The sequence below is a fragment of the Thalassospira sp. MBR-102 genome, from assembly GCF_040549275.1.
In the GTDB taxonomy this organism is placed as follows: Bacteria; Pseudomonadota; Alphaproteobacteria; order Rhodospirillales; family Thalassospiraceae; genus Thalassospira; species Thalassospira xiamenensis.
In genome coordinates this window covers 215,279-236,137 of record NZ_JBEPTC010000004.1, presented here as the reverse complement: position 1 = coordinate 236,137, position 20,859 = coordinate 215,279, and the positions used below count along the sequence as shown (strand labels likewise).

At 54.5% G+C, this 20,859-nt stretch carries 26 protein-coding genes; 14 read left to right on the top strand and 12 right to left on the bottom strand.

Annotated features, from left to right (window positions below; translation table 11 throughout):
• Positions 1 to 135 precede the first annotated feature (135 nt).
• The 4 genes from ABIE64_RS09915 to ABIE64_RS09900 are packed head-to-tail and all read left to right on the top strand — an operon-like array spanning position 136 to position 2,886.
• On the top strand, positions 136 to 402 hold the full coding sequence (locus ABIE64_RS09915) for a toxin-antitoxin system TumE family protein (protein WP_354377307.1): 267 nt from the start codon (positions 136 to 138) through the stop codon (positions 400 to 402).
• A complete protein-coding gene (locus ABIE64_RS09910; RefSeq protein ID WP_354377306.1) occupies positions 399 to 767 on the top strand; it encodes an HVO_A0114 family putative DNA-binding protein in 369 nt (122 codons plus the stop codon). The genes ABIE64_RS09915 and ABIE64_RS09910 overlap by 4 nt, the downstream gene beginning before the upstream one ends.
• Positions 768 to 827: 60 nt before the next feature.
• On the top strand, positions 828 to 2,507 hold the full coding sequence (locus tag ABIE64_RS09905; RefSeq protein WP_354377305.1) for an FMN-binding glutamate synthase family protein: 1,680 nt from the start codon (positions 828 to 830) through the stop codon (positions 2,505 to 2,507).
• Between the two features lie 25 nt (positions 2,508 to 2,532).
• Complete coding sequence (locus tag ABIE64_RS09900; protein ID WP_354377304.1) at positions 2,533 to 2,886, top strand: VOC family protein; 354 nt, start codon at positions 2,533 to 2,535, stop codon at positions 2,884 to 2,886.
• Here the strand turns inward: ABIE64_RS09900 and ABIE64_RS09895 are convergent.
• Both ABIE64_RS09895 and ABIE64_RS09890 read right to left on the bottom strand, forming a co-directional pair.
• Positions 2,877 to 3,788 (bottom strand): hypothetical protein, encoded by a 912-nt coding sequence (locus ABIE64_RS09895; protein WP_354377303.1) that lies wholly within the window; start codon positions 3,786 to 3,788, stop codon positions 2,877 to 2,879. The genes ABIE64_RS09900 and ABIE64_RS09895 overlap by 10 nt on opposite strands.
• A gap of 40 nt (positions 3,789 to 3,828) precedes the next feature.
• Entirely contained in the window at positions 3,829 to 4,353 is a 525-nt protein-coding gene (locus tag ABIE64_RS09890; protein WP_354377302.1) for a hypothetical protein, read from the bottom strand.
• A 333-nt stretch (positions 4,354 to 4,686) separates the two neighbouring features.
• Here ABIE64_RS09890 and ABIE64_RS09885 point away from each other — a divergent pair, with 333 nt between their 5' ends.
• Entirely contained in the window at positions 4,687 to 5,070 is a 384-nt protein-coding gene (locus ABIE64_RS09885) for a hypothetical protein (protein ID WP_037992196.1), read from the top strand.
• A gap of 65 nt (positions 5,071 to 5,135) precedes the next feature.
• On the opposite strand, the gene ABIE64_RS09880 is transcribed toward ABIE64_RS09885, so the two are convergent.
• The 4 genes from ABIE64_RS09880 to ABIE64_RS09865 all read right to left on the bottom strand — a co-directional run bounded on the left by ABIE64_RS09880 (position 5,136) and on the right by ABIE64_RS09865 (position 9,030).
• Complete coding sequence (locus ABIE64_RS09880; RefSeq protein ID WP_037992274.1) at positions 5,136 to 5,504, bottom strand: DUF4870 family protein; 369 nt, start codon at positions 5,502 to 5,504, stop codon at positions 5,136 to 5,138.
• 304 nt (positions 5,505 to 5,808) lie between these two features.
• Positions 5,809 to 6,285: a GNAT family N-acetyltransferase gene (locus ABIE64_RS09875; RefSeq protein WP_063092577.1), complete on the bottom strand. Its 477-nt coding sequence runs from the start codon at positions 6,283 to 6,285 to the stop codon at positions 5,809 to 5,811.
• 233 nt (positions 6,286 to 6,518) lie between these two features.
• Positions 6,519 to 7,517 carry a sensor domain-containing diguanylate cyclase gene (locus ABIE64_RS09870; protein ID WP_354377301.1) on the bottom strand — a complete coding sequence of 333 codons (999 nt, stop codon included), beginning with the start codon at positions 7,515 to 7,517 and terminating at the stop codon, positions 6,519 to 6,521.
• A 91-nt stretch (positions 7,518 to 7,608) separates the two neighbouring features.
• Complete coding sequence (locus ABIE64_RS09865) at positions 7,609 to 9,030, bottom strand: branched-chain amino acid ABC transporter permease (protein ID WP_354377300.1); 1,422 nt, start codon at positions 9,028 to 9,030, stop codon at positions 7,609 to 7,611.
• Positions 9,031 to 9,215: 185 nt separating this feature from the next.
• On the opposite strand from ABIE64_RS09865, the gene ABIE64_RS09860 reads away from it, so the two are divergent.
• Complete coding sequence (locus ABIE64_RS09860) at positions 9,216 to 9,923, top strand: TIGR00266 family protein (protein WP_063092580.1); 708 nt, start codon at positions 9,216 to 9,218, stop codon at positions 9,921 to 9,923.
• On the opposite strand, the gene ABIE64_RS09855 is transcribed toward ABIE64_RS09860, so the two are convergent.
• On the bottom strand, positions 9,920 to 10,819 hold the full coding sequence (locus ABIE64_RS09855; RefSeq protein ID WP_354377299.1) for a LysR substrate-binding domain-containing protein: 900 nt from the start codon (positions 10,817 to 10,819) through the stop codon (positions 9,920 to 9,922). The two genes, ABIE64_RS09860 and ABIE64_RS09855, sit on opposite strands and share 4 nt — an antisense overlap.
• Positions 10,820 to 11,080: 261 nt before the next feature.
• Here ABIE64_RS09855 and choX point away from each other — a divergent pair, with 261 nt between their 5' ends.
• On the top strand, positions 11,081 to 12,037 hold the full coding sequence (gene choX / locus ABIE64_RS09850) for a choline ABC transporter substrate-binding protein (RefSeq protein WP_354377298.1): 957 nt from the start codon (positions 11,081 to 11,083) through the stop codon (positions 12,035 to 12,037).
• Positions 12,038 to 12,235: 198 nt separating this feature from the next.
• Complete coding sequence (locus ABIE64_RS09845) at positions 12,236 to 13,639, top strand: FAD-binding oxidoreductase (protein WP_097053123.1); 1,404 nt, start codon at positions 12,236 to 12,238, stop codon at positions 13,637 to 13,639.
• Positions 13,640 to 13,721: 82 nt separating this feature from the next.
• Here the strand turns inward: ABIE64_RS09845 and ABIE64_RS09840 are convergent, their stop codons facing one another.
• Both ABIE64_RS09840 and ABIE64_RS09835 read right to left on the bottom strand, forming a co-directional pair.
• Positions 13,722 to 14,807 carry a lipid A deacylase LpxR family protein gene (locus ABIE64_RS09840; protein WP_354377297.1) on the bottom strand — a complete coding sequence of 362 codons (1,086 nt, stop codon included), beginning with the start codon at positions 14,805 to 14,807 and terminating at the stop codon, positions 13,722 to 13,724.
• Positions 14,804 to 15,712 (bottom strand): LysR family transcriptional regulator, encoded by a 909-nt coding sequence (locus tag ABIE64_RS09835; protein ID WP_354377296.1) that lies wholly within the window; start codon positions 15,710 to 15,712, stop codon positions 14,804 to 14,806. The genes ABIE64_RS09840 and ABIE64_RS09835 overlap by 4 nt, the downstream gene beginning before the upstream one ends.
• A 166-nt stretch (positions 15,713 to 15,878) precedes the next feature.
• Between ABIE64_RS09835 and ABIE64_RS09830 the strand changes: the two genes are divergently transcribed.
• Entirely contained in the window at positions 15,879 to 16,790 is a 912-nt protein-coding gene (locus ABIE64_RS09830; protein WP_037992207.1) for a DMT family transporter, read from the top strand.
• A gap of 117 nt (positions 16,791 to 16,907) precedes the next feature.
• On the opposite strand, the gene ABIE64_RS09825 is transcribed toward ABIE64_RS09830, so the two are convergent.
• Positions 16,908 to 17,273, bottom strand: a complete 366-nt coding sequence (locus ABIE64_RS09825; RefSeq protein WP_051682411.1) for a hypothetical protein — start codon at positions 17,271 to 17,273, stop codon at positions 16,908 to 16,910.
• 360 nt (positions 17,274 to 17,633) lie between these two features.
• On the opposite strand from ABIE64_RS09825, the gene ABIE64_RS09820 reads away from it, so the two are divergent.
• The 4 genes from ABIE64_RS09820 to ABIE64_RS09805 all read left to right on the top strand — a co-directional run bounded on the left by ABIE64_RS09820 (position 17,634) and on the right by ABIE64_RS09805 (position 19,123).
• On the top strand, positions 17,634 to 17,867 hold the full coding sequence (locus ABIE64_RS09820) for a DUF3309 family protein (protein WP_063092588.1): 234 nt from the start codon (positions 17,634 to 17,636) through the stop codon (positions 17,865 to 17,867).
• 211 nt (positions 17,868 to 18,078) lie between these two features.
• Positions 18,079 to 18,276 carry a hypothetical protein gene (locus ABIE64_RS09815; RefSeq protein WP_007089689.1) on the top strand — a complete coding sequence of 66 codons (198 nt, stop codon included), beginning with the start codon at positions 18,079 to 18,081 and terminating at the stop codon, positions 18,274 to 18,276.
• A 116-nt stretch (positions 18,277 to 18,392) separates the two neighbouring features.
• Positions 18,393 to 18,773, top strand: coding sequence for a hypothetical protein (locus tag ABIE64_RS09810; protein WP_063092589.1), 381 nt, complete (start codon positions 18,393 to 18,395; stop codon positions 18,771 to 18,773).
• A 131-nt stretch (positions 18,774 to 18,904) separates the two neighbouring features.
• Complete coding sequence (locus ABIE64_RS09805; RefSeq protein WP_063092590.1) at positions 18,905 to 19,123, top strand: hypothetical protein; 219 nt, start codon at positions 18,905 to 18,907, stop codon at positions 19,121 to 19,123.
• Positions 19,124 to 19,159: 36 nt separating this feature from the next.
• On the opposite strand, the gene ABIE64_RS09800 is transcribed toward ABIE64_RS09805, so the two are convergent.
• Positions 19,160 to 19,894 carry a Crp/Fnr family transcriptional regulator gene (locus tag ABIE64_RS09800; RefSeq protein ID WP_063092591.1) on the bottom strand — a complete coding sequence of 245 codons (735 nt, stop codon included), beginning with the start codon at positions 19,892 to 19,894 and terminating at the stop codon, positions 19,160 to 19,162.
• 159 nt (positions 19,895 to 20,053) lie between these two features.
• On the opposite strand from ABIE64_RS09800, the gene ABIE64_RS09795 reads away from it, so the two are divergent.
• Positions 20,054 to 20,293, top strand: a complete 240-nt coding sequence (locus ABIE64_RS09795) for a hypothetical protein (RefSeq protein WP_063092592.1) — start codon at positions 20,054 to 20,056, stop codon at positions 20,291 to 20,293.
• Positions 20,294 to 20,447: 154 nt separating this feature from the next.
• Here the strand turns inward: ABIE64_RS09795 and ABIE64_RS09790 are convergent, their stop codons facing one another.
• Positions 20,448 to 20,828: a hypothetical protein gene (locus ABIE64_RS09790; protein ID WP_063092593.1), complete on the bottom strand. Its 381-nt coding sequence runs from the start codon at positions 20,826 to 20,828 to the stop codon at positions 20,448 to 20,450.
• Positions 20,829 to 20,859 lie beyond the last annotated feature (31 nt).

Below are 20,859 nucleotides of genomic sequence, written 5' to 3'. Positions count from 1 at the left end.
ATGTTACTTGTCAGACTTGCAGCCGTCGGGAAACCGGCGGTTTTTTTGTCCGCGAAATGCGCCGAAACGTGTTGGTGCAATTGACAACACTCCGCTTTTGTTGGTATAAACACCAACATGAAGGCCGAATTGCTTATGCGCGAGCGTCATCAGCTTGCACCCGACGCATTTGTTGAATTGCGGATCTGGCGGGTGCCGCAATCGGTGCGGGGCTCGGACCATATGTTCAAATATGCGCTGGCTTATGTCGTGGCCCGGCAATGTGTGATTCGTTATGACAATGAGGCGGGCAAGGGCGACCACAAGCATATCGGCGATGTTGAAACAGCCTATGATTTTTCCACACCGGCGCAATTGCTGCGTGATTTTTGGGCCGATGTCGATGGATGGAGGCATGAATGACCACCAAAACCAGTTCCAAAGCCAATACCGTCACCCTGTCTGTCGCGTCACGCGAGGACGTGACCAAGCGCGCCCTTGCGGCGTTTGAAGGCACGGCGCAAGGCGCGCATATCTCGTTCGCGTCGGTCGAATTATTGTGGCAGACCATGACCGCCAAGCGGTGGGAATTGCTTAAGGCGATGACCGGGCAGGGCGCGATGAGCATGCGCGAGGCCGCGCGCCGTGTCGGGCGCGATGTCAAAAGCGTGCATGGTGATGTTCATGCCCTGCTGGATGCCGGTGTTCTGGATCGGGAGGAAAACGGCCAGATCATTTTCCCGTTTGATGCCGTGCATGTCGATTTCACCCTGACGGCGGCGGCATAAGAAGGTAGGATCGGGAACCGCATTCAACACTCCCCGCACCATTGGATGGGATAGATCACTGTGAAGTTTCTGATTTTGAATCAGCGTTATGCGGTTCTGGCCGGTGTGACGCTTTTGACTTTTGCCTCGTTGATCTGTGCCGCCGTGGTCAATGTCTGGTTCTGGGTGCCGGTCGTAATTTTCGGGGCCTTGATGGTGGTGGGCTGGTTTGATTTGCGCCAGACCCGGCATTCGATCCTGCGCAACTATCCGGTTAGCGGGCATATCCGGTTTATCCTTGAAAGTTTTCGCCCGGAAATCCGGCAATATATGATCGAAAGCGATCAGGACGAGGTGCCGTTCAGCCGCCAGTCGCGCGGGCTTGTCTATCAGCGTGCCAAGGGGGTCGAGGACAAGCGCCCGTTTGGCACGATCGAGGATGTGTATGGTTCCGGCTATGCGTGGCTGACCCATTCGGTTGCGCCGACCAGCATCACCGATATCGATTTTCGGGTTCGGGTCGGCGGGGCGGCATGCAAGCAGCCCTATGACGCCAGCCTTTATAATATTTCGGCGATGAGCTTTGGCTCGTTATCGGGCAATGCGATTCTGGCGCTGAACAAGGGGGCGAAAAAGGGTGGTTTTGCCCATGATACCGGTGAAGGCAGCATCAGCCGCTATCACCGCGAAGGTGGCGGGGATCTGATTTATCAGGTGGCATCGGGTTATTTCGGATGCCGCAATGATGATGGCACTTTTTCCGAGGAACGCTTTGCCGAAACCGCATCCGACCCGCAGGTCAAGATGATCGAGGTGAAGCTGAGCCAGGGGGCCAAGCCCGGCCATGGCGGCATGTTGCCCGCCGCCAAGATCACCCCGGAAATATCCGAGGCACGCGGCATCCCGATGGGGATCGATTGCATTTCGCCTGCCGCGCATAGCACGTTTTCCACCCCCGTCGGCCTGATGGAATTCATCGCGAAACTGCGCGATCTTTCGGGCGGCAAGCCGGTCGGTTTCAAGCTTTGTATCGGGCATCGGCGCGAGTTTATGTGCATCGTCAAGGCGATGCTGAAAACCGGTATTCTGCCCGATTTCATCGTGGTCGATGGCAAGGAAGGCGGTACGGGTGCGGCCCCGGTCGAATTTGCCAACCGGGTCGGCATGCCGATGCGCGAGGGTTTGACATTTGTTCATAATGCCCTTCGCGGTGCGGGTGTGCGTGATCAGATCAAGATCGGGGCGGCGGGCAAGATCGTTTCGGCGTTTGATATCGCGCAGACATTGGCGCTGGGGGCGGATTGGTGCAATGCGGCGCGGGGGTATATGTTTGCGCTGGGCTGTATTCAGGCGCAGTCATGCCATACCAACCATTGCCCGGTCGGCATCGCAACCCAGGACCCGCTGCGCCAGCGCGCCCTGAATGTGGGTGACAAAAGCGACCGGGTGGCGCGGTTCCACCATAATACCATGCATGCGCTGGCCGAAATTACCGGGGCGGCGGGCCTGACCGATCCGCGCAATTTCATGCCCTATCACTTCATGGTGCGCCAGAAGGACAACGAGTTTCTTGATGGCAACGAAGCCTATCCCTACCTGCCCGAAGGGTTCCTTGTTTCCGGCGGGCCGGAGATCGAGGGGCTGCATGACTGGTATTCGCGCTGGGACCGGGCATCGGCGGAAACCTTTGCGCCCAAGGAAATCCCGTTCGGGCCGTTCAAGCGCCATGCGAATATGGCAGGTGAGCGGGCAGCGCAGTAGGAGGCATTAAGGCAGGAGGCATCCCATGGCCGTCAAACGCATCGTTTCGAACTTTGCCGTCGATGATATCGCAAAGATCAGGGCGTTTTACGAGGATGTCCTTGGCCTTGATTGCGTGATGGATCACGGCTGGATCGCGACCTTTGCCGCCGAAAGCCAGAATGTCATGCCGCAGGTCAGCTTCGCGACCGAGGGCGGTTCCGGCACGCCGGTGCCTGATCTTTCGATAGAGGTCGATGACCTTGAGGATATGCTGGCGCGCGTGAAGGAAGCCGGGATCGGCATCGAATACGGCCCGGCGGTCGAGCCTTGGGGTGTGAAACGGTTTTATGTTCGTGACCCGGCGGGCAGGCTTTTGAATATTCTGTGTCATGGTTGAATAGGCATTGGTACACCTACTGGCCTTCTTGGTAGATATCGAGTAAAAGCCACTCCGCCTCCCAGGAACCATCCAACGAGGCTGAGCAGGGCAAAGATGATGTGGATCAGCACATCGATGCCTTTGCCGATCTGCAAGATTGCAGGTTTGTTGTTTTGAAGCAGAACAACACCAATCAGGACAAAGAGCATGATGCCGATTTCGTCAGATGCGTCCGCCTCTGTGCCGAAATAGGCCAGTGCACCCATTGAGGCCGCGGCGGCAACCGTGCCGACCTGACTTGTGATGAAGCTTGCCTTGTCGGCGATGGTTTGGGTTTTTTGCCATTCAACCCGCAAGGAACCATGTGCGAACCAGCCCGCGATCCAGAGAACAAACTGCGTCGCCATTCCGGCGATGTTTACATACAGTTCGGAATGGTTGTCCTGTTCGCCGACTGCGGTGGCGTGCCATGTCAGGAAGGCGACGGCAATGGCAATTGCGCCTTCGAGGCTAAGTGCGCTGCTGACCAGAAGCAGCCGGAGCATCAGAAACACATATTTGACGAAATCAGTGCATGACAGGCCATAACCGGGATCGGTGATATCGACTTCGTTGGTTGCGATGTCGATGTTCGGGCCGCCGCTATGCACATGCCGGGCATAGGCATAGAAGGTGGCCTTGATCAGCGACAGAACCTTTGGCCCGGTCGTCATGTCAGGGAACCTGAGATTGTATCCAGCCTGAACAGTTGCAGGCAGGTCAGCAATCATATCCTTCAGGATATTAAGTAAATCGGTGCCGGGATTGTTACCCGTCAGACCAAAGCCATTGGTGTTATTGTCGCGTTGCCATTTTGCGATTGCCTTGATCAGGACTTCGGTGTCGGAAATGATGACGTCTGTTCGTTCAACATATGGCATTGCGATCTCCCGGGGAAATAGATGGGTATTGTGCCCTTGGTCAACGGAACTGCGCGGCAAAACCCGCGAGCCACGCCTCGAAACTGCTGGTGTCAACGGCCAGAAGGTCTTCCTTCGATCGGATGATTGTTTTGGGTGGCGGAAGGTAGTTCTGGCCATTTGCAAACAATATCGAGTTCGCGAGGTTTAGCATCGACGCCAAAAGTTTCTGATCGAGTTCGGACTGGACTTTGTCGGTTGCAAAAAGGGCCTTTTGTTCGACAAGGGCCTTGTTGTTTATGAAAGTCTGCCTTTCGCGTCGGAGGCTTGAAAAAAGCTGTTCCAGCGCGTTAAGAGACAGTTCAACCGCCGAGGTGGCCTGTGCCAGCGTTTTTGCTGCCTGTTGGGGGGAAGGCAATGCTTTGCCGTGGGTGGCTGCGGATGCATTGTCGAGTTCCGTCATCTGTGTCGACAGGCTGGCAAGGTTGCTATCGACACGCTTCTGCATGTCTGAAGTGAACAATTTCGTCGCAGAGCTTTTATAGTTGCCAACGATTGTCTGGAATGAGGTCGTCAGGTTCGGCATGACTGCGTGTCCGTGAAAAATATCTGCTTTTTCCCAGACGATGGCAGGGCCAGAGTGTGAAAACAGAGAACGAAGCTCAACGTTCTCGTTGCGGGCGTGTTTTACATCAAAAGAAAATTCACCGCAAAGTGATCACTGTCACTGGGATCATCAATCATTGAGGGTAGGGATCGACATGTTCCGTCTGACGCAGTTTGCCGAAGCGGAAGATGTTTTCACTACGTGCAGAGTTTTGGTGAAATGGTGCAAAGTCGAGTTTTATTGTTTCGTGTGGCAGCGATTGTTTGTCTGTCTGTTCTGGTTTCGGCATGTGCCCGACAGAGCGCGCCTGACTTGGACTTAACCGCAGGTCCGATTGCCGAGGTTACGTCAACGCCGGTAAACGTTTTCTGGCAGGGTGAAACCGGACGTCCACATTCGTTGGCGTCCGTGTCGTTCGATTTCAAATGTTATGAAAATTTCGACGATCTGACATTGCAGGAACGTGCCGATTTGTCAGCAGAAAATGCCAAGGTCGTCAAACGCAAAGCGACGCAGTTTCTTGTAAACCAGTATGTGAAAAATGACTGGAAGAGAGATATCGACATGGTGAGTGTTGAGAAATACGGTTGCGAAGCCAGAAACGTCAATTTCAAGGAAGAAACGCGACTTGAGAATGTCGTGAATGCCTTTCTTTTTGTCTACCCGGAAGCCTATGAAGAAGCAAAGAGCTGGTAAGTTTTTGCTTGAAGTTCAAAAAAGCCCACCGGTGACGACCTGCGGGCTTTTGAAGTTGGCTATAACTAGAACATCCAGCTGGTCGGTGAGGGGTGTGATGTTCCCGTGCTCAAAGACGATAGTCCTTTAACCATGCGGATGATGAACCAAACCAACGCGGCAATAAGGATAAACCAGCCAATGATGATCATCGACGTGATGGATCCAATCACGAGGAACAGCATGTAGATCCAGAAAGTTCGAATGAGAAACTGATAATGGGTTTTGGCCCATTCCGGTGCATCGCCCTTTTTGACATAGGCAAAAATCACACCTACGAGCCCTACGAGCGGCATGATGATACCGACAAGATATAAAATGTAGATAAGGCGGATGTTGCCTGTGAAACCTTCATCGTTATTGGTTTCGATGCTTACACTGTTTGCGTCCGTCATAATATTTTTCCGTTGATTGGTTTTGGTACTAACAGGCTGATAAGTCGGAAAATATATTATAAGTGTATTCGAAATCACAAACTTATATTTTAGATTGCTAAAGAAATTTAGAGACATTTTTTAAGTGAAAAAAAAGAGGTGTATTCATTCTTGAGTAAAGCCCCTCTCTTTGTTCAAACCTGCGTGCAATTTTATCCGGTTAATAATCCGGTTGGGTTCTGATTTTTCTATTGCGACGCGGTTCTGCAGATTCGTCGTAATGTTCCGCGCGTGATGTGATAGGGCGGGTTAGCTGATCTCTGGCTTAAGCCGCCCGCTGCATCTCCACGGTCGGAATATCGCGCCCCGGGATCGGGCCGGTGACGAGGAAGCCGAATTTGCGGTAGAACGCCTTGGCGCGTTCGTTGTGCGCGACGACGGAGAGTCTGACGGTCGCATGCGGTTTGCGTTCGGCCAGCGCATCAAGGGCTGCGATCATCAATGCCTTGCCCGCGCCCATCCCATGTGCCGCCGGGTCGACCATGATCCAGTCGATTTCGGGATTGTCATGTATGACAATGACATAGCCCAGCAGGTCGTCGCCCTGGGTTGCGACGATGACGCCGTGATTGTCGCTTGAAAGCGCATTTTCAAACACACCGGTCGACATATCGACATAGCGGGCAACCGTCGCGGTCGCGGCATCGCCCATGCCTTCGATGAAATAGGTTGAATCGGTAGCGCGTTTGGTAAGGTCGCGGATGAAGGGGAGGTCGTTGGCCGTGCCTTTGCGGATCTGCATTCGTGGCTCGTTGTCTTTTTATTGTTGCGTCTTTTCAGGCGATAGTCGGTGCCCGGAACATGCGGGTTTTCGGGCTGTTGTCACGTTTTGAGTCTGATCCTGACTGTCGTGGGAGGCTCATACCAAAGGTGTGTCTGAATGTCACCACAGCACAGGTTGAACTTTGGGTGAAAGTCGCATTTTTTGAGGTCGCGTGCAGTGATGTGGCACACAAGGGACGATAAAAAGGCGATTTATTTTTTGCGGTTTTTGTCGCGATACATTTCCCGGTCGGCCATATCCATCATTTCTTCGAGGCTTTCCTTGACCGGTTCGAAAAAGACCGAGGCCCCGGCGCTTATTTTCGGGGTTTCGTGGATCGGTTTTTTTGATCCCGGCACCGAAATTCTGGTCGTTTGCAACACATTGCGGATGCGGGTGATGATGGTGGTCAAATCGCCGCGATTGCGCACATAGCCCAGAATGGCAAATTCATCGCCGCCGATCCGCCCGCAGATATCGACCTCGCGGATGGAGGCGGTGATGGCCGCGCCCACGGCCTTGAGTGCGGCATCCCCCGCGGCATGGCCATAATCATCGTTCCAGTGTTTCATGTCATCGAGATCGATGAAGATCAGGCCGATATGATGGTGATAGCGTTTGGCGATGCGGATTTTCTGCTGGGCCAGCATTTCAAACCCGGCGCGGTTGTTAAGCCCGGTCAAAGGATCAGATAGCGAGATGCTGCGCATGATCTGAAACTGTTCATACAGCCGAAGGTCGGCTTCGATCAGGTCGCGGATGGTTTCGATCAGTTTTTGCAGCGTGTCGGAATATTGGGTGGGTTTGCAGTCAAACACACAGATCGTGCCAAAGATCGTGCCGTTCGACCATGTGACCGGCACCCCGAAATAGGAACAGAAACCATCCTCGGTCAGTTCCGGGTTATCGGCCCATTCGGATTTGCCGCGCGCATCGGGTTCGTAAAAACTGCCGCCCTGCGCGATCACGCGACGGCAGAAGATGTTGGTATCAAGCTTGGTGATGCCGGTGTCGCATCCGGCATAGGGATTGGCGTCATTGGTGCTGGTGACGGCGGCGCGGTAACCCAGCCGGTCATTATATTCGACAATGAAGCCGGCACTGGCACCGAGAAGTTCGGTCATGAGATCGACCGCACGCTGCCACTTTTCAAGTGACGGCGCGATGGCATCATCATCGGCAAGCCAGTCGCGGGTCTTGAACTGCACCATATCCTGACGCCCCCGGTCCCTCCATTTCCCTGATGGTTCCGGTCTTTGCGCCCCAAGCGACGTGACCAGACGTTTCAGGGGTCCGTTCTTTTTATATTTGTCCGTTTCGTGCGGAGAACAAGCTGTCATGTCTGTCATTTATCCCCAAAATCCCCTGAGGGCGCAGCACGAGGATCGCCGCCAGAAGCCCGAAAACCGCCACATCGCGATAGGCCCCGCCGAAATATCCCGACCATAATGTTTCGGTCAAACCGATCAATAACCCGCCCAGCCACGCACCGCGCATCCGTCCTATTCCCCCGAGGATGGCGGCAGTCAGTGCCTTGAACCCGAAAAGCGTACCACTGTGAAAATTAATGACACCATAACGAAGGGCCAGCATCGCACCGGTCAGACCACATAAAAATCCCGCCAGAACAAAGGATTGGGATTCGGTGCGCGAAAGCGACACCCCGCAAAGGGCCGCCCCCAGACGATCCTGGCTGATCGCACGCCAGTTCCGGCCAAAGGTGGTTTTGCCCATGACCCAGACCAGAACGCCCGCAACCAGAACCGCGCCGCCAATGGCGAGCATGTCAAACCCGTGCAGGCGGACGACGAAATGATCACCCCGCAGAAGCGGCACGGAAAACTGCCAGATCGGCGGCAGATTGAAATTGCGTGCTGATATGACAATCCGGATAAATTCCTGAATGACCAGCACACAGCCAAGTGATGCGACAATCATCGCCCGTCCGCCAGCAGCCTTTCGGCCAAGGGGCCCGAACACATTGCGCCATGTCAGGTGGCTTAACCCCGATCCGACAAAGGCCGCCATCATGACCGATCCCACCACCATCACCGGGATCAGCCAGCCGAACATGTTTGAAATCCACAGGCTTGTGATGATGGTGCCAAGGGCAGCGGTCATGACCACCTCGCCAAAGGCAAGGTTGATCCGCCCGATCAGGCCATAGATCAGGGTAAAGGACAGGGCCAGCAAGCCGTAAATCGCGCCGCGCGCCAAACCGCTTAGCACCAGTTGGGTGGCATAGGCCGCAGGTAGCCCGATATCGGGCACATCGGCGCGCAGGCCGTGGCTTTCCGGATCGATATAGTTTTCAAGGGCGGTGCGCCCGACCCGTTCGATCCAGAACCGTTTCAGCAACACCATATGCGCGTCTGATACCGGGCCAAGGCGGGTTGTTTCAATCGCATAAAGGTTGGTTGGGGTATTGGGTTTGGTGGCGGCTTCGAAATGGCAGGTGATGGCGTGGGTTTCGGTCGAGGGCAGGGGGATTTCACCGGGGGCGAGCAACTGATAGCGCAGCGTAATCGCATTGCCATCAGAGGTTTCGTCAAACCGGGTGACAAGGCGGATCTGTTTATCTGCATCCTCGATCCCCGGCAGGGCAAGGCGGCAGATATTGAACTGATAGGGATCGCGCGGCGCGCAGGAAGACAGGATTGCGGCCAGAAGTGGCAGCAGCCAGAAAACGCGATGAAAATGCCTTGACCCTGATCTGGTGTTCACCGGGTGCTCCGGCTTGCCCTTGATCACCTCATCCTCGTGCGATTTGGGTGTTTTTACAAGTGCTTGGTGTTGTTGCGATGACAGGAGACGAAATTTCGCCCCTTTTGGTTGCGATCAGGGGGCGGTCATGCTGAACTTGATCAATGACGAAGATTTAACCAAAGCCCGAAGAGGGAGACGCCCCGATGGCAGACGTGATCGACTACAAAATCCATGGCGAGGAAATGCAGCTTGTCGAGATCGAACTTGATCCGGGCGAGGGGGTGCGCGCCGAAGCCGGGGCGATGATGTATATGTCGGACGGCATTGCCATGCAGACCGGCACGGGCGGCGGGATTTTTTCCGGTTTCAAGCGGATGCTGACCGGCGAGGGGTTCTTTATCACAAGCTTCGTGCATGAAGGATCGGGCAAGGGGCATGTCGCCTTTGCCGCCCCCTATCCGGGCAAGGTCGTGCCGATGAATTTGCCGGAACTGGGCGGCGAGATCATTTGCCAGAAGGATGCGTTTTTATGCGCGGCATCGGGCATTGATATCGATATCGCGTTCTCCAAAAAACTCGGTGCCGGTTTGTTTGGCGGGGAGGGCTTTATCCTGCAGCGGTTGCGCGGTGACGGGCTGGCATTTGTGCATGCGGGCGGCACCATCATCCGCAAGGATTTGCAGGCAGGCCAGACATTGCGTGTTGATACCGGGGCACTTGTCGCCATGACGCCATCGGTCGATTATTCGATCAAGTTCATTGGCGGTTTTACCAATGCGCTTTTTGGTGGGGAGGGGCTTTTTGTCACGACCCTTGAAGGGCCGGGAACGGTGTGGTTGCAGACATTGCCGTTTGCAAGGCTGGCTGACCGGATTGCCGCAGCCCTGCCAAAGGATCGCAACAAGGGTTAGGCGGCGGTTTGCGCGACCAGTTCGCGCATCCAGCGCAGAAAGGCATTGATCTGTTCCTGCCGGTGGGTGTTTGACCGGCAGGACAGGACATATCCCCGGTCCGAGCCCAGCGTGACATCGCCAAGGGTGACGAGCTGCCCGGTTTTAAGGTGCTGCTGCAACAGGGCGGTCCAGCCGAGCGCCACGCCCTGCCCCGACAGGGTGGCCGACAGGACCAGCAGATAGGTATTGAACCGGTGGCCGTAAAGCGGGCCGGTTTCCCGAACCCCGGCGGTGCGCAGCCAGCTTTCCCAGTTAAACCAGCGATGGTCGATTTCATCATCGAGATGGATCAGCGGATAATGGCGCAGATCGGCGATGTTTTTCGGATGGCCGCGGGCCTCAAGCAGGGTGGGGCTGCACACCGGTGTGACCTGTTCGGGGATCAGCATCACGTCTTCGGGGCGGTGATGATCAAACGAGATTTCGATATCGATATTCTGGTCGGTGGTAAAACGCCCGGTCTGATTGGTGACGACATTGACTTCGATATCGGGGTGGCGGGCGATGAATTCCGGCAGATGCGGCATCAGGATAAAGGAGGCAAAGGCAAAGTCGGTGCCGACACTTAGCCGGGCCGAGCGCCTTGTTTTGATGCGTTCCACCGTGCGGTCGATCTGCCCGAATGCGACCGAAATGCAGTCAAAGAGTTCCTGCCCGGCGCGGGTCAGCGACACGCCGCGATGTTTGCGGCGAAACAGTGGATGGCCAAGCTGTTCTTCAAGGGCGGTGATCTGATGGCTGACGGCGGGTTGGCCCACACCCAGTTCGCGCGCGGCGGCGGTGAAGCTGGCGCGGCGGGCGGCGGCTTCGAACGCGATCAGGGCATGCGGCGAGGGGATGTGATGGAATTTCATGATATGAATTATATTGATACCAATGATCGATGCAAGCGGCCTTCACACAGGAATTCCGATAGGCAAGAATTGGCGATATCCATCCATGACGGCGATACCTATCATTTCTGTGAATGCCACAAGGGCAGATCGCGGAACTTGCTGTGTGATCCGGCGTTTGGAGCAAGTGCCGGTGGACCAGGTGCGGGTGGATCAAGTGCGGGTGGATCAACTGCGCGGTGGCGCGGATCGAAAACCAATTATAAAAGTCAGGAGAATTTCATGAGTTTTGCGGGACGACGGGGAATGATGGCGGCGGGGGCAACGGCCATTATTCTGGGCAGCATTGCCATGACGGGCGCGGCCCAAGCGCAGGAATGCGATACGGTGGTGTTTTCCGATCCGCAATGGACCGATATCACATCGACCAATGCCTTGACCGGTGTGGTTCTTGAAGCACTTGGTTACGAGCAGAAGATTGAAACCATTTCCGTGCCGGTGACCTTTGAAATGCTTGGTGCCGGGGAAGTTGACGTGTTTCAGGGCAACTGGATGCCCGCCCAGCAGAAGTTTGTTGATGCGGCCAATGAAAAGGGCGGCATTGAAAATCTGGGTGTCAACCTGAAGGGGGCGAAATTCACGCTTGCCGTGCCGGAATATGTTGCCGCCGAGGGCATCAAAAGCTTTGCCGATCTGGGCGCACATGGCGAAGAGTTTGATCACAAGATTTACGGGATCGAACCGGGTGCACCGGCCAATCAGCTGATCCAGAAAATGATCGATGCCGGTGATTTCGGTCTTGAGGGCTGGGAACTTGTCGAGAGCAGCGAACAGGCGATGCTGGCACAGGCCAAGCGCCTTGAGCGCGGCAAGGACTGGATCGTGTTCCTGGCATGGGCACCGCATCCGATGAACAACCAGTTCGATCTGACCTATCTTGAAGGCGGGGATGAATATTTCGGCCCGAATTACGGCGGGGCGGATGTCTATACGCTGGTGCGCGGCGACTTTGCCAAGGCCTGCCCGAATGTTGGCAAGCTGCTTGATAATGTCAGCTTCACCCTTGATATGGAAAACACCATGATGGGGCTGATCATCAATGATGGCATGGCACCCAATGATGCCGCGACCAAGCTTCTGAAAGAAGACCCGTCGGTTCTTGATGCGTGGCTTGAGGGGGTGACCACCAAGGATGGCGGCGACGGACTGGCCGCGGTCAAGGATGCACTTGGCGTCTGAGACAGGCGGATATCGTGACCGGATTTGCAAAACCGCCCGTAACGTCACGGGCGGTTTTTTGCATTTCGCGGCAAAAGGTAATACCAATTTGGGATGTATCGGATTAGGCTGGGGGCCAGATTTTGACCTGCCGGGCATGCGCCCCGTTTGATACCGCGTGATAGCGGCAGGCTGCCACCAAAGACCAAGAGGAACGTCATGTCCCATCGTCAATATGACCGCATTGAAACCCCCGAAAGCCTGATCGCGAGCTTGCGCGACATGCTGGGGGATCGCCTGTCGACTGCTGCCGCCGTTCTTGAACAGCATGGCAAGGATGAAAGCTGGCACGCGGCATCCCCACCTGATGCGGTGGTGTTTGCCACCTCGACCGAAGAAGTCGCGAAGGTCGTCACACTTTGCGCCGAACATAACGTGCCGATCGTGCCGTTTGGCACCGGATCGTCGCTTGAGGGGCATGTCGCGGCCCTTCGCGGCGGGATTTGCATCGATCTTTCGCGGATGGATGCGATCCTTGAGGTCAATAACGAGGACCTTGATTGCCGGGTTCAGGCCGGGGTGACGCGCGAACAGCTTAACGATCATCTGCGCGATACCGGTCTGTTTTTCCCGATTGATCCGGGCGCAAATGCGTCGATCGGTGGCATGACGGCAACGCGTGCATCGGGCACCAATGCGGTGCGCTATGGCACCATGCGCGATAATGTCCTGAACCTGACGGTGGTGACACCGGATGGCAAGATCATCAAGACCGCCAACCGGGCGCGCAAATCATCGGCGGGTTATGACCTGACGCGCCTGTTTGTCGGGTCCGAAGGGACACTTGGCGTGATTACCGAAATCGCCTTGAAGCTGTATGGCATCCCCGAAGCGATGTCGGCAGCCGTTTGCGCCTTCCCAAGCGTTGATGCAGCGGTCGATACCGTGATCCTGACCATTCAGGCCGGTATTCCGGTGGCGCGCATCGAGTTTCTGGACGAGATGCAAATCCGGGCGATCAACAATTATTCCAAGACCGATCACAAGGAAGCGCCGACCCTGTTTTTCGAATTCCATGGCACCGAAGCAGGTGTGAAGGAACAGGCGGAGTTTGTGCAGTCGGTGGCCGAGGAATTCGGGGCGGAGGAATTCCAGTGGGCCACCCGTCAGGAAGACCGCAACAAGCTTTGGGCGGCACGCCACAAGGCCTATTATGCGTCGCTTCAGCTTGAACCGGGCAAGGCCGGGATGCCGACCGATGTTTGCGTGCCGATTTCAAAACTGGCCGAGGCAATCCGCGAAACGCGGGCAGATTGCGATGCCAGCCCGCTGACCTGCACGATTGTCGGCCATGTCGGCGATGGCAATTTCCATACCCTGATCCTGCTGGACCCCGAAGATCCGGCACAGATGGCCGAAGCCAAACGCCTGCATGATCGCATGGTGGAACGTGCGCTTAAACTGGGCGGGACATGTACCGGCGAACATGGCATCGGTTATGGCAAACTTGATTTCATGGAAGCCGAACATGGCCCGGATACGATTGCCCTGATGCGCGCCATCAAAGGCGCCATTGACCCCAAAGGATTGATGAATCCGGGCAAGCTTATTCCGGGGCTTTGAGGTCGTCCGGTCAATCTGTCAGATACATGCAAAACGGGGCCCAAGAGGCTCCGTTTTTTGTGCGGTAATATCGGGTATCGGATCAGAAACGGACGGACATGGACAGCGACCCGAACTGATCGCCCTTGTCCTGGCCTTCGAATTCGGCGGTACGATAGACGTGGGTGTAGGTAAAGCGGGCCTGACCGACAATGACGGCAAAGCCGATTTGCAGATCGCCAACCAGCGGTTCCTTGTCGATGGAATTGCTGTCGCGGAACGTGTTGCCATCAAGGGTGATGTCGCGCAGCACCCAGCGGCCCGCAGCCCCGGCAAACAGATAGCCGCTGACGGGGAAGCCGCGTGTGTCGGGGACAAAGAAATCCGAACCCGGCAGGCTGGGGCGGATGCGCGGCGGGCCGTAATCGCCCGGCAGGTCAAAGCCCAGCCGGAACATGGTGCCAAGTTCAGCATTGGTATAGGCATTGCCCAGCATGAAACCGGCATGCGGGGTGGCGTCATATTCAAGACCGAGAACATCGCCTTCGAACCAGCTTCGGTATTTGCGTTCATAAGCCAGATTGACGATCGGTTCGTTGTGGATCTGGTTGTCCCAGCCTTTGGGGTCGGGGCTGTCGATCATTTCGTGAACGACTTTCTGGGTATTGTCAGCAAAGGATGCAGGACCGACAACGCCAAGGGTCAGTTCAAGGGTGTCGATCCGCGAATAGTTGCTGTCGTCGTCGCGTTGCAATCCGGTATCGGACAGAAGCCCGACACTGCCATACAGCAAGCCGGCCCACGGGCGGTCATCGGGCTGGTTTTCGGCAATCGAGATGTCGTTTGGCGTAAACATGCTTTGCCCGATGGCGTAGCTGGTGCGGATACGACCGTTCGAGGCGAAAAACGGCACGGCCTTGGCCGCGGTCAAGACCGGTTCGGGCGCACTGTCTTCGGGGGAGACGAAGGCAAGCCGGACACCGTTGGTGTAATGCTGGTCCTGATTGTTTTTGGTGAACAGATCGTTTTCAACCGATAGCGACACCCCCCATTTATCATCGGGGGTGCGGGTCGATTGCGGACCGGATGCGGTGTTTTGCTGGGCATGGGCGATGTTTGCCAGGGTCAGAACACCAAGGACGGGCAGCGATGCCAGAAGACGTTTCGAAATGGTTTTGGGCGATGTCATCGAATGCTCTGATCATTATTGACGCGCAATTTCCGCACCATGAAATCGATCACGGTTCTGATTTTACGCAGTTTATGACGTTGCGGTGCACATATAGCATAAAGGCCCAGCTCGCGCGGGGCGAAATCATCCAGAAGACTGACAAGCCTGCCATCTTGCAGTAAATCGTCAACAACCAGACGCGGTGTCAGCGTGATGCCGCAACCTTGCAGCAGTGCGTCACGCTTCGCAAGGCTGCTGTTGACATAAAAGCGGCCTCTGACCTGAACGCTGCGTTCATGTTCACCATCAACGAAGGTCCAGAAACCCGGGCGGCTGTCATTGGTGTAAACAAAGCAGTTGTGGTGCAACAGATCCTCTGGCCGGGTTAGCGGGGGTGATTTGGCGATATAGGCGGGGCTTGCGCACAAGACTCTGGAATAGCCGCATAATCGCCGGGCAATAAGGCTTGAATTGGGCAGCGATTCACTGACCCGAAGGGCAATATCAAATCCTTCGTCCACCAGATCGACGACCTTGTCATTGAGTTCAAGTTCGATGGTCAGTTCGGGATAGGCATCAATCATTTCGGCAATCATCGGGGACAGTTGCCGGATGCCAAACGACATGGGGGCGGCGATGCGCACCCGTCCGCGCGGCCCGTCGTTAAGATCGCGCACGGTTTCATCCGCATCGGTCATGTCATCCAGAATGCCGGTAATCCGCGCGAGATAGGTTTCGCCGGCTTCGGTCAGGCTCATGCGCCGCGTGGTGCGCGCGATCAGCTGCACGCCAAGCTGGTCTTCAAGCGCGTTGATATGCTTGGTCATCGAGCCGGGTGTCATGTTGAGTTCGCGGGCGGCGGCGGCAAATGTGCCGCGTTCGGCGATTTTACGAAAACATTCCAGTGCGCGCAGACGGTCCATTCCTGTTCCCCGTATTCCGGTCAAATAACCCTATAATTTCCATACTGGAAATAAACTACGATCAAATAGCGGCAAGATCGACTGGTAATGTTGTGTTAGTTTCACCAAAATTGAAATTGCCTGCGCGCCCCACATATCCGCGCAGGCCCGAGGAAGGATCACGACCATGAGCGCCACCTGGCTCAAACCTGTTTTATTGCTGATTGGTTCCGGAACGATGGGCGGCAGTTCGATCCTGCTGTCAAAGGTTGCGGCACAGGAAGGTATTCCCGCCCTTTCCTATCTGTTCTGGCAGTGCCTTGGTGCCGGATTGATTTTGGCGATATTGTCGGTCGGGCGGGGTGGTTTGCCGCCGTTGCGGGCCAGGTATATCCGGTATTATTTTGTGGCCGGTCTGGTCAGTCTCGCGATCCCGATGGGGCTTGGTTATTTCATGGTGCCCTATATCGGGGCATCGATGGCCGGTGTGTTTACCGCCCTGCCGCCGCTGATGACCTATCTGATTTCGATGGGGATCGGGATTGAAACCGCGCAATTCAAGCGCCTGATGGGGTTGATGGTCGGTTTTTGCGGTGTGCTGTTTTTGTATGTGCCGCAGATCAGTGCACCCGATAGCACCCTTCTGGTTTACCTGCTGGTGGCGGCCCTGATCCCGGTCAGTCTGGCGGTTGGCAATGTTTACCGGACCGTGGCATGGCCCGCGGGGGCGTCGCCGCTGACGCTGGCGTCGGGGATGATGCTGGCCAGTGCGATCCTGTGCCTTGGGTTCGAAACCGGACGGGACCAGTTGCATGTGCCCGATTTCGGCAATGGCATGGCGTGGCTGATCATCGGGGTTCAGATGGCGGTCGCCAGCATGATGTATATCTGCCATTTCGAATTGCAGCGCGTGGCAGGCCCGGTATTCCTCAGCCAGATCGGCTATGTCATGGCGCTAACCAGTCTTGCGGGGGGTACGTTGCTTCTGGGGGAAACATTGCGCCCGGAACTGATCGTGACATTGGCTTGTGTGGTGGCGGGGACGTTCCTTGTCCGGCCCGCACGCCCATCGGATCGTCGGGCTTCGGCGACCAGTTAGGGGCTCGATGCCTGCTTTGATCACGCCCTTGAGCAAAGAAAACCACCGCCCGTATCGCCGGGCGGTGGTTTGTATTTCGGGGTATCTGGCGGTGGGGCGGATCGTGCCGTTGTGTCCCTATTTACGGGGCGTCATGCCTTCGTTTTCGCCTCTTTCAATTGCCAGTTTGTCGACGCGCGACATCATCGATGGCGCGTCTGACAATTCGGTTTCCTCGGCACATTGATGGCGATCACGAAGCACGGCAAGGTCGAAATCGCGCGGGTCGATATTGAATATTTTGGGTTCAATGATGGTGGTTGCCGTGCGGATCATATGCAGTGTGGTTCCGGTTCGTTTGTAGGAAACGAAAGACAGCCCTTCGAGCATTTCTTCTTCGGTTTCAACATTGTACGAGCCAGCCGGGAAACTGTGATCGAAGCCTTTCAGGTGGAAAGGATGGTGGAAGGCGTATGTTTTCTGGATTGTTCTGATGGTCGTCATGTCATGAGGCTCCATTTGCGGTGGCCCCGGCAATGACCCTGTCCGACGGTGCGCGGGACATTCGGCGGGGAGGGCAAAATCATTTTACGAGCGCAGCGGATATCCTTCGTCCGGTTCTTTTTTTGGCAAGGGAACCGGTGTGCTGAACGGACAGCCTTCAAGCGGAAAGTCTGATTGTGCCGTGGATATGTGAAGTATCCTGTTCGAAGATGTTTTCATTTCATTTCACATGTTTCATTTTGTTTTGAATATTATTGTACGCTGATCCGTTTATTTTATCGAATGTTCTATTTTTGTTTTTTAATGGATGAATAAACACAGATCAGTGCACGGGTTTCAAATTTGTATAATCATGAAAGAATGAATTTTTTCCGTTTGGATAGGTTCTTTATCTTGGCGGCCACTCGATTGAATGAGGGCATCATGTCGCTTACATTCCTGATACTGATGATTTTGGGATCGATATTTGTCGTGACCATGCCAATCTGGTCCTTTAGCCGCAGGTGGGGCTATTTTCCCTGTTCGATCATGCTTGTATTGATTGTTGTCATCATTGGTGTTTCATTCACAAATGATGTTCAGGTGTTTTTCTAATGTAATGGCGATATAAAATTTTGGCCTAAGCAAACACAGGTTAGTTCTGTGCTTTGGAATTTCGGTTAAAAGTCATCATGAATGCTGAATGTTCAGTTATTCAAATTCGGTTTTTTCAGAGCAATACTTGTCGCCCACAGTCGGACCCCCGATTCTCAAGACAAGTCCCCCTATTTTGCCCTCATGAAATCAAGACTTAAGGTCAATGGCTATGAAAGAACAACAGAGTTCAGGGCAGTCCGCTGCCGAGAAAATGAAGACTGTCAAGGCTGCCTGGGACAAGGCACCTTCCGGTCCGAAAAAAGAAGCGGCGTTGAAGCATTATCAGGCTGCCGAAACGGCCCAAAAGGCCAAAAACGATCCTGAATGTATCAAATCGCTCGACGCAGCGACCAAAGCTTTGAACTGAACTTTGATGTCCTACCCCTATTGACATCTTCCATCCCGGCGTTTCGTCGGGGTGGTTTTTTTCAAACAGGCCATGACGCAACAGCAGGATTTCACCTGAGTACACAGGAGGCTTCCATGAGTGTCCGCACGATCAGCAATGTTTACCGTTTCAGGCATCCGTTCAATTTGACAGGCCGTACACGAAATCTGCCAGCCGGTACATATTGTGTGGAGACATACGAAGAGCTGGCGGAGGGCGATAGTTTCGTCACCTATCAACCGGTCCTGTCGCTTTTGCATATCAATGGGACGCCGGCTTCTGATGCGGCGCGGCTTTCAATCCTGGTCAGTCTTGAAGAACTTGATCTTGCGTTGATGATGGACGAGATCGCGGAAGAAGAACTGGCCCTTCTTGATGCCGATATTTCCGAACAGGAATTGAACTTGCTGGGCGAAATACACCGTGCAAGCCGGGTTTCATCTGCCAGATCACCCTTTGCGATGGTTATTCGCTGACATTCCGATATCTGCGACCAAGGCATTTTGATCTGATCAACGGGCCGGGCGATATCGCCCGGTTTGCCCGGTTGATTTGGATTATCCATTTCATTTTGAAATTCAATAATATCACAAACAGGAGAGTGTAAATGTTTGGTTTCCAGGGTGACGAAACAGCCGAAGCTGTTGCCCGCAAAAAGGGTTACCTCAGGGATGCGCAGAAGCATTGGAAATTCCTGACGCATTATGATCTTTCGACGATCCGGACCAAGGGGCAGTTTTGCAATATGATCAAAGTCCGCGCCAGCCTGTCCGAAGAACAGGCGACAAAGGATGTCGATGCGTGGATGGCAGGCAAGGTTTTTTGATCGCACGGGGGCGATCAATGCTCGATATGGCCGGTATCAATGCCGGATGATGGGCTCGTCCTGATCAAGGTAGCCGACCTGAAAATCGGCAAGGGCGATCAGCTTTTCAAGATTTTTGAAATGCACGATCCCCTTTTGGAAGGTCATCAGATCCTGTTCGCGCAATTGGCGCAGTACACGATTGATATGGATCGCACTTAGGCCCAAGGCATCGGCCAGAAGGTATTGTGACAGCGGACAGGGGTAGCTGTTTGGGGTGCCGACCCCGATCAGATTCAATCTGGTCCCCAATTCCAGCAGGAAGTGGGCCGTGCGCACAATCGCGGACCGTCGGCCGATATTTACCAGATGTTCGACAACCATTGCCTCATCGCGCGACGCCGCCCAGAGAATGGCACTTGCCAGACGGGGGGATTTCGCGAAGGTGGATATCATGTTCTGGGCTGATATTTCGGCGACTGTGATTTCGGTTATCGCTTCGAAGCTGTGATCCGAGGTGCGCAGCAACAGGCTGCGCAGGCCGAGGAAGTCGCCAGGAATTTGAAAATCGATGATCTGGCGCGTGCCATCGGGCAGCAGTTTGTAAGACGCGACCCAGCCATCAAGCAGGATAAAGGCATTGTGCGCCCGCTGTCCTTCGTGAACAATTTCGCGCCCGGCGGAAAGTGTGATCAATCTGTGTGGTAGCGAAGAAAATGTAGAAATTTCATTATCGGTCAGATCGATGAAAGATTTCAGCTTTTTAACAACAAATTTTGTAGACGAAATCATGTGTTCTTCTTTCCTGACAAAATAATAAAAATTATTATGCCAATATTTTCAAAATCCTGATCTGTGTTTACGCCAGTTGTAAAACATGATGATAAATCTTTTGGTCATATTTCGCAACATAGATGCGATAAATTCAAGATTATTTAAAGGATAAATAATATGGATGATCAATACAGCGTTCAAGGTGCTGCTGCCCTTTCGATTTGTGAGTCTCTCTTGCTTTGTCTGGGAGATATGGGGCTGATGACGGACAAGGATGTTATCGGTATTCTTGAAGATGCGGCCAGCGCGCATGTCACCGGCGAACCCGGGGGGGAAGTGAACAATCATCATCAGGCCGTTCATGATCTGATCAAAGCAATCATCAAAGGTGGCAATTCGGTACGGCATCCCGCTTAGTCGGGCGTAACGGTTTTCGGCAAATGCTTTTCAGGCGGAATTATTCAATATCCCGACATGAAGGGGCGGAGATTCTGCATCGCGCAAAATCCCGCCCTTTTTCGTGATGTGTTTCGATGTCTGTGACATTGAAGGTCGTCAATGTTGTCAGATCTTATTTGTGCGCTTTATCGGAAGCTTTTGTTTCCGGGGTGCCTTTGGGGACCTCGATCTGGCCAAAAAGGGACTGGGTCATCGCGATAATGGTATTGGTCTGATCGGCGAATGCGGCATTGGTGTCTTTTAGCCAGGTTTGCTGCGCATCCATCAGGTCCGACCAATCCGTGCATTCCTGACACGTCTGGTAAAGCTGTACATTGGCCTTGATCCGGCCTGCGACAAATTCCCCAAGCTTTGCAGGAACGACCTGCATGCTATTGGCGATGGCTTCGGAATTGTTTTTAACCGTCGATGCAAGCGGTCCGTTAAAAACTTCGAGAAGGGGCGCGGGAATTGAGGTGGCCGTTTTGTCGGCTTCGACAGTTTTCTGTGTCATGCGCGTGTGCCTTAAACAAGGCTCGACGGAA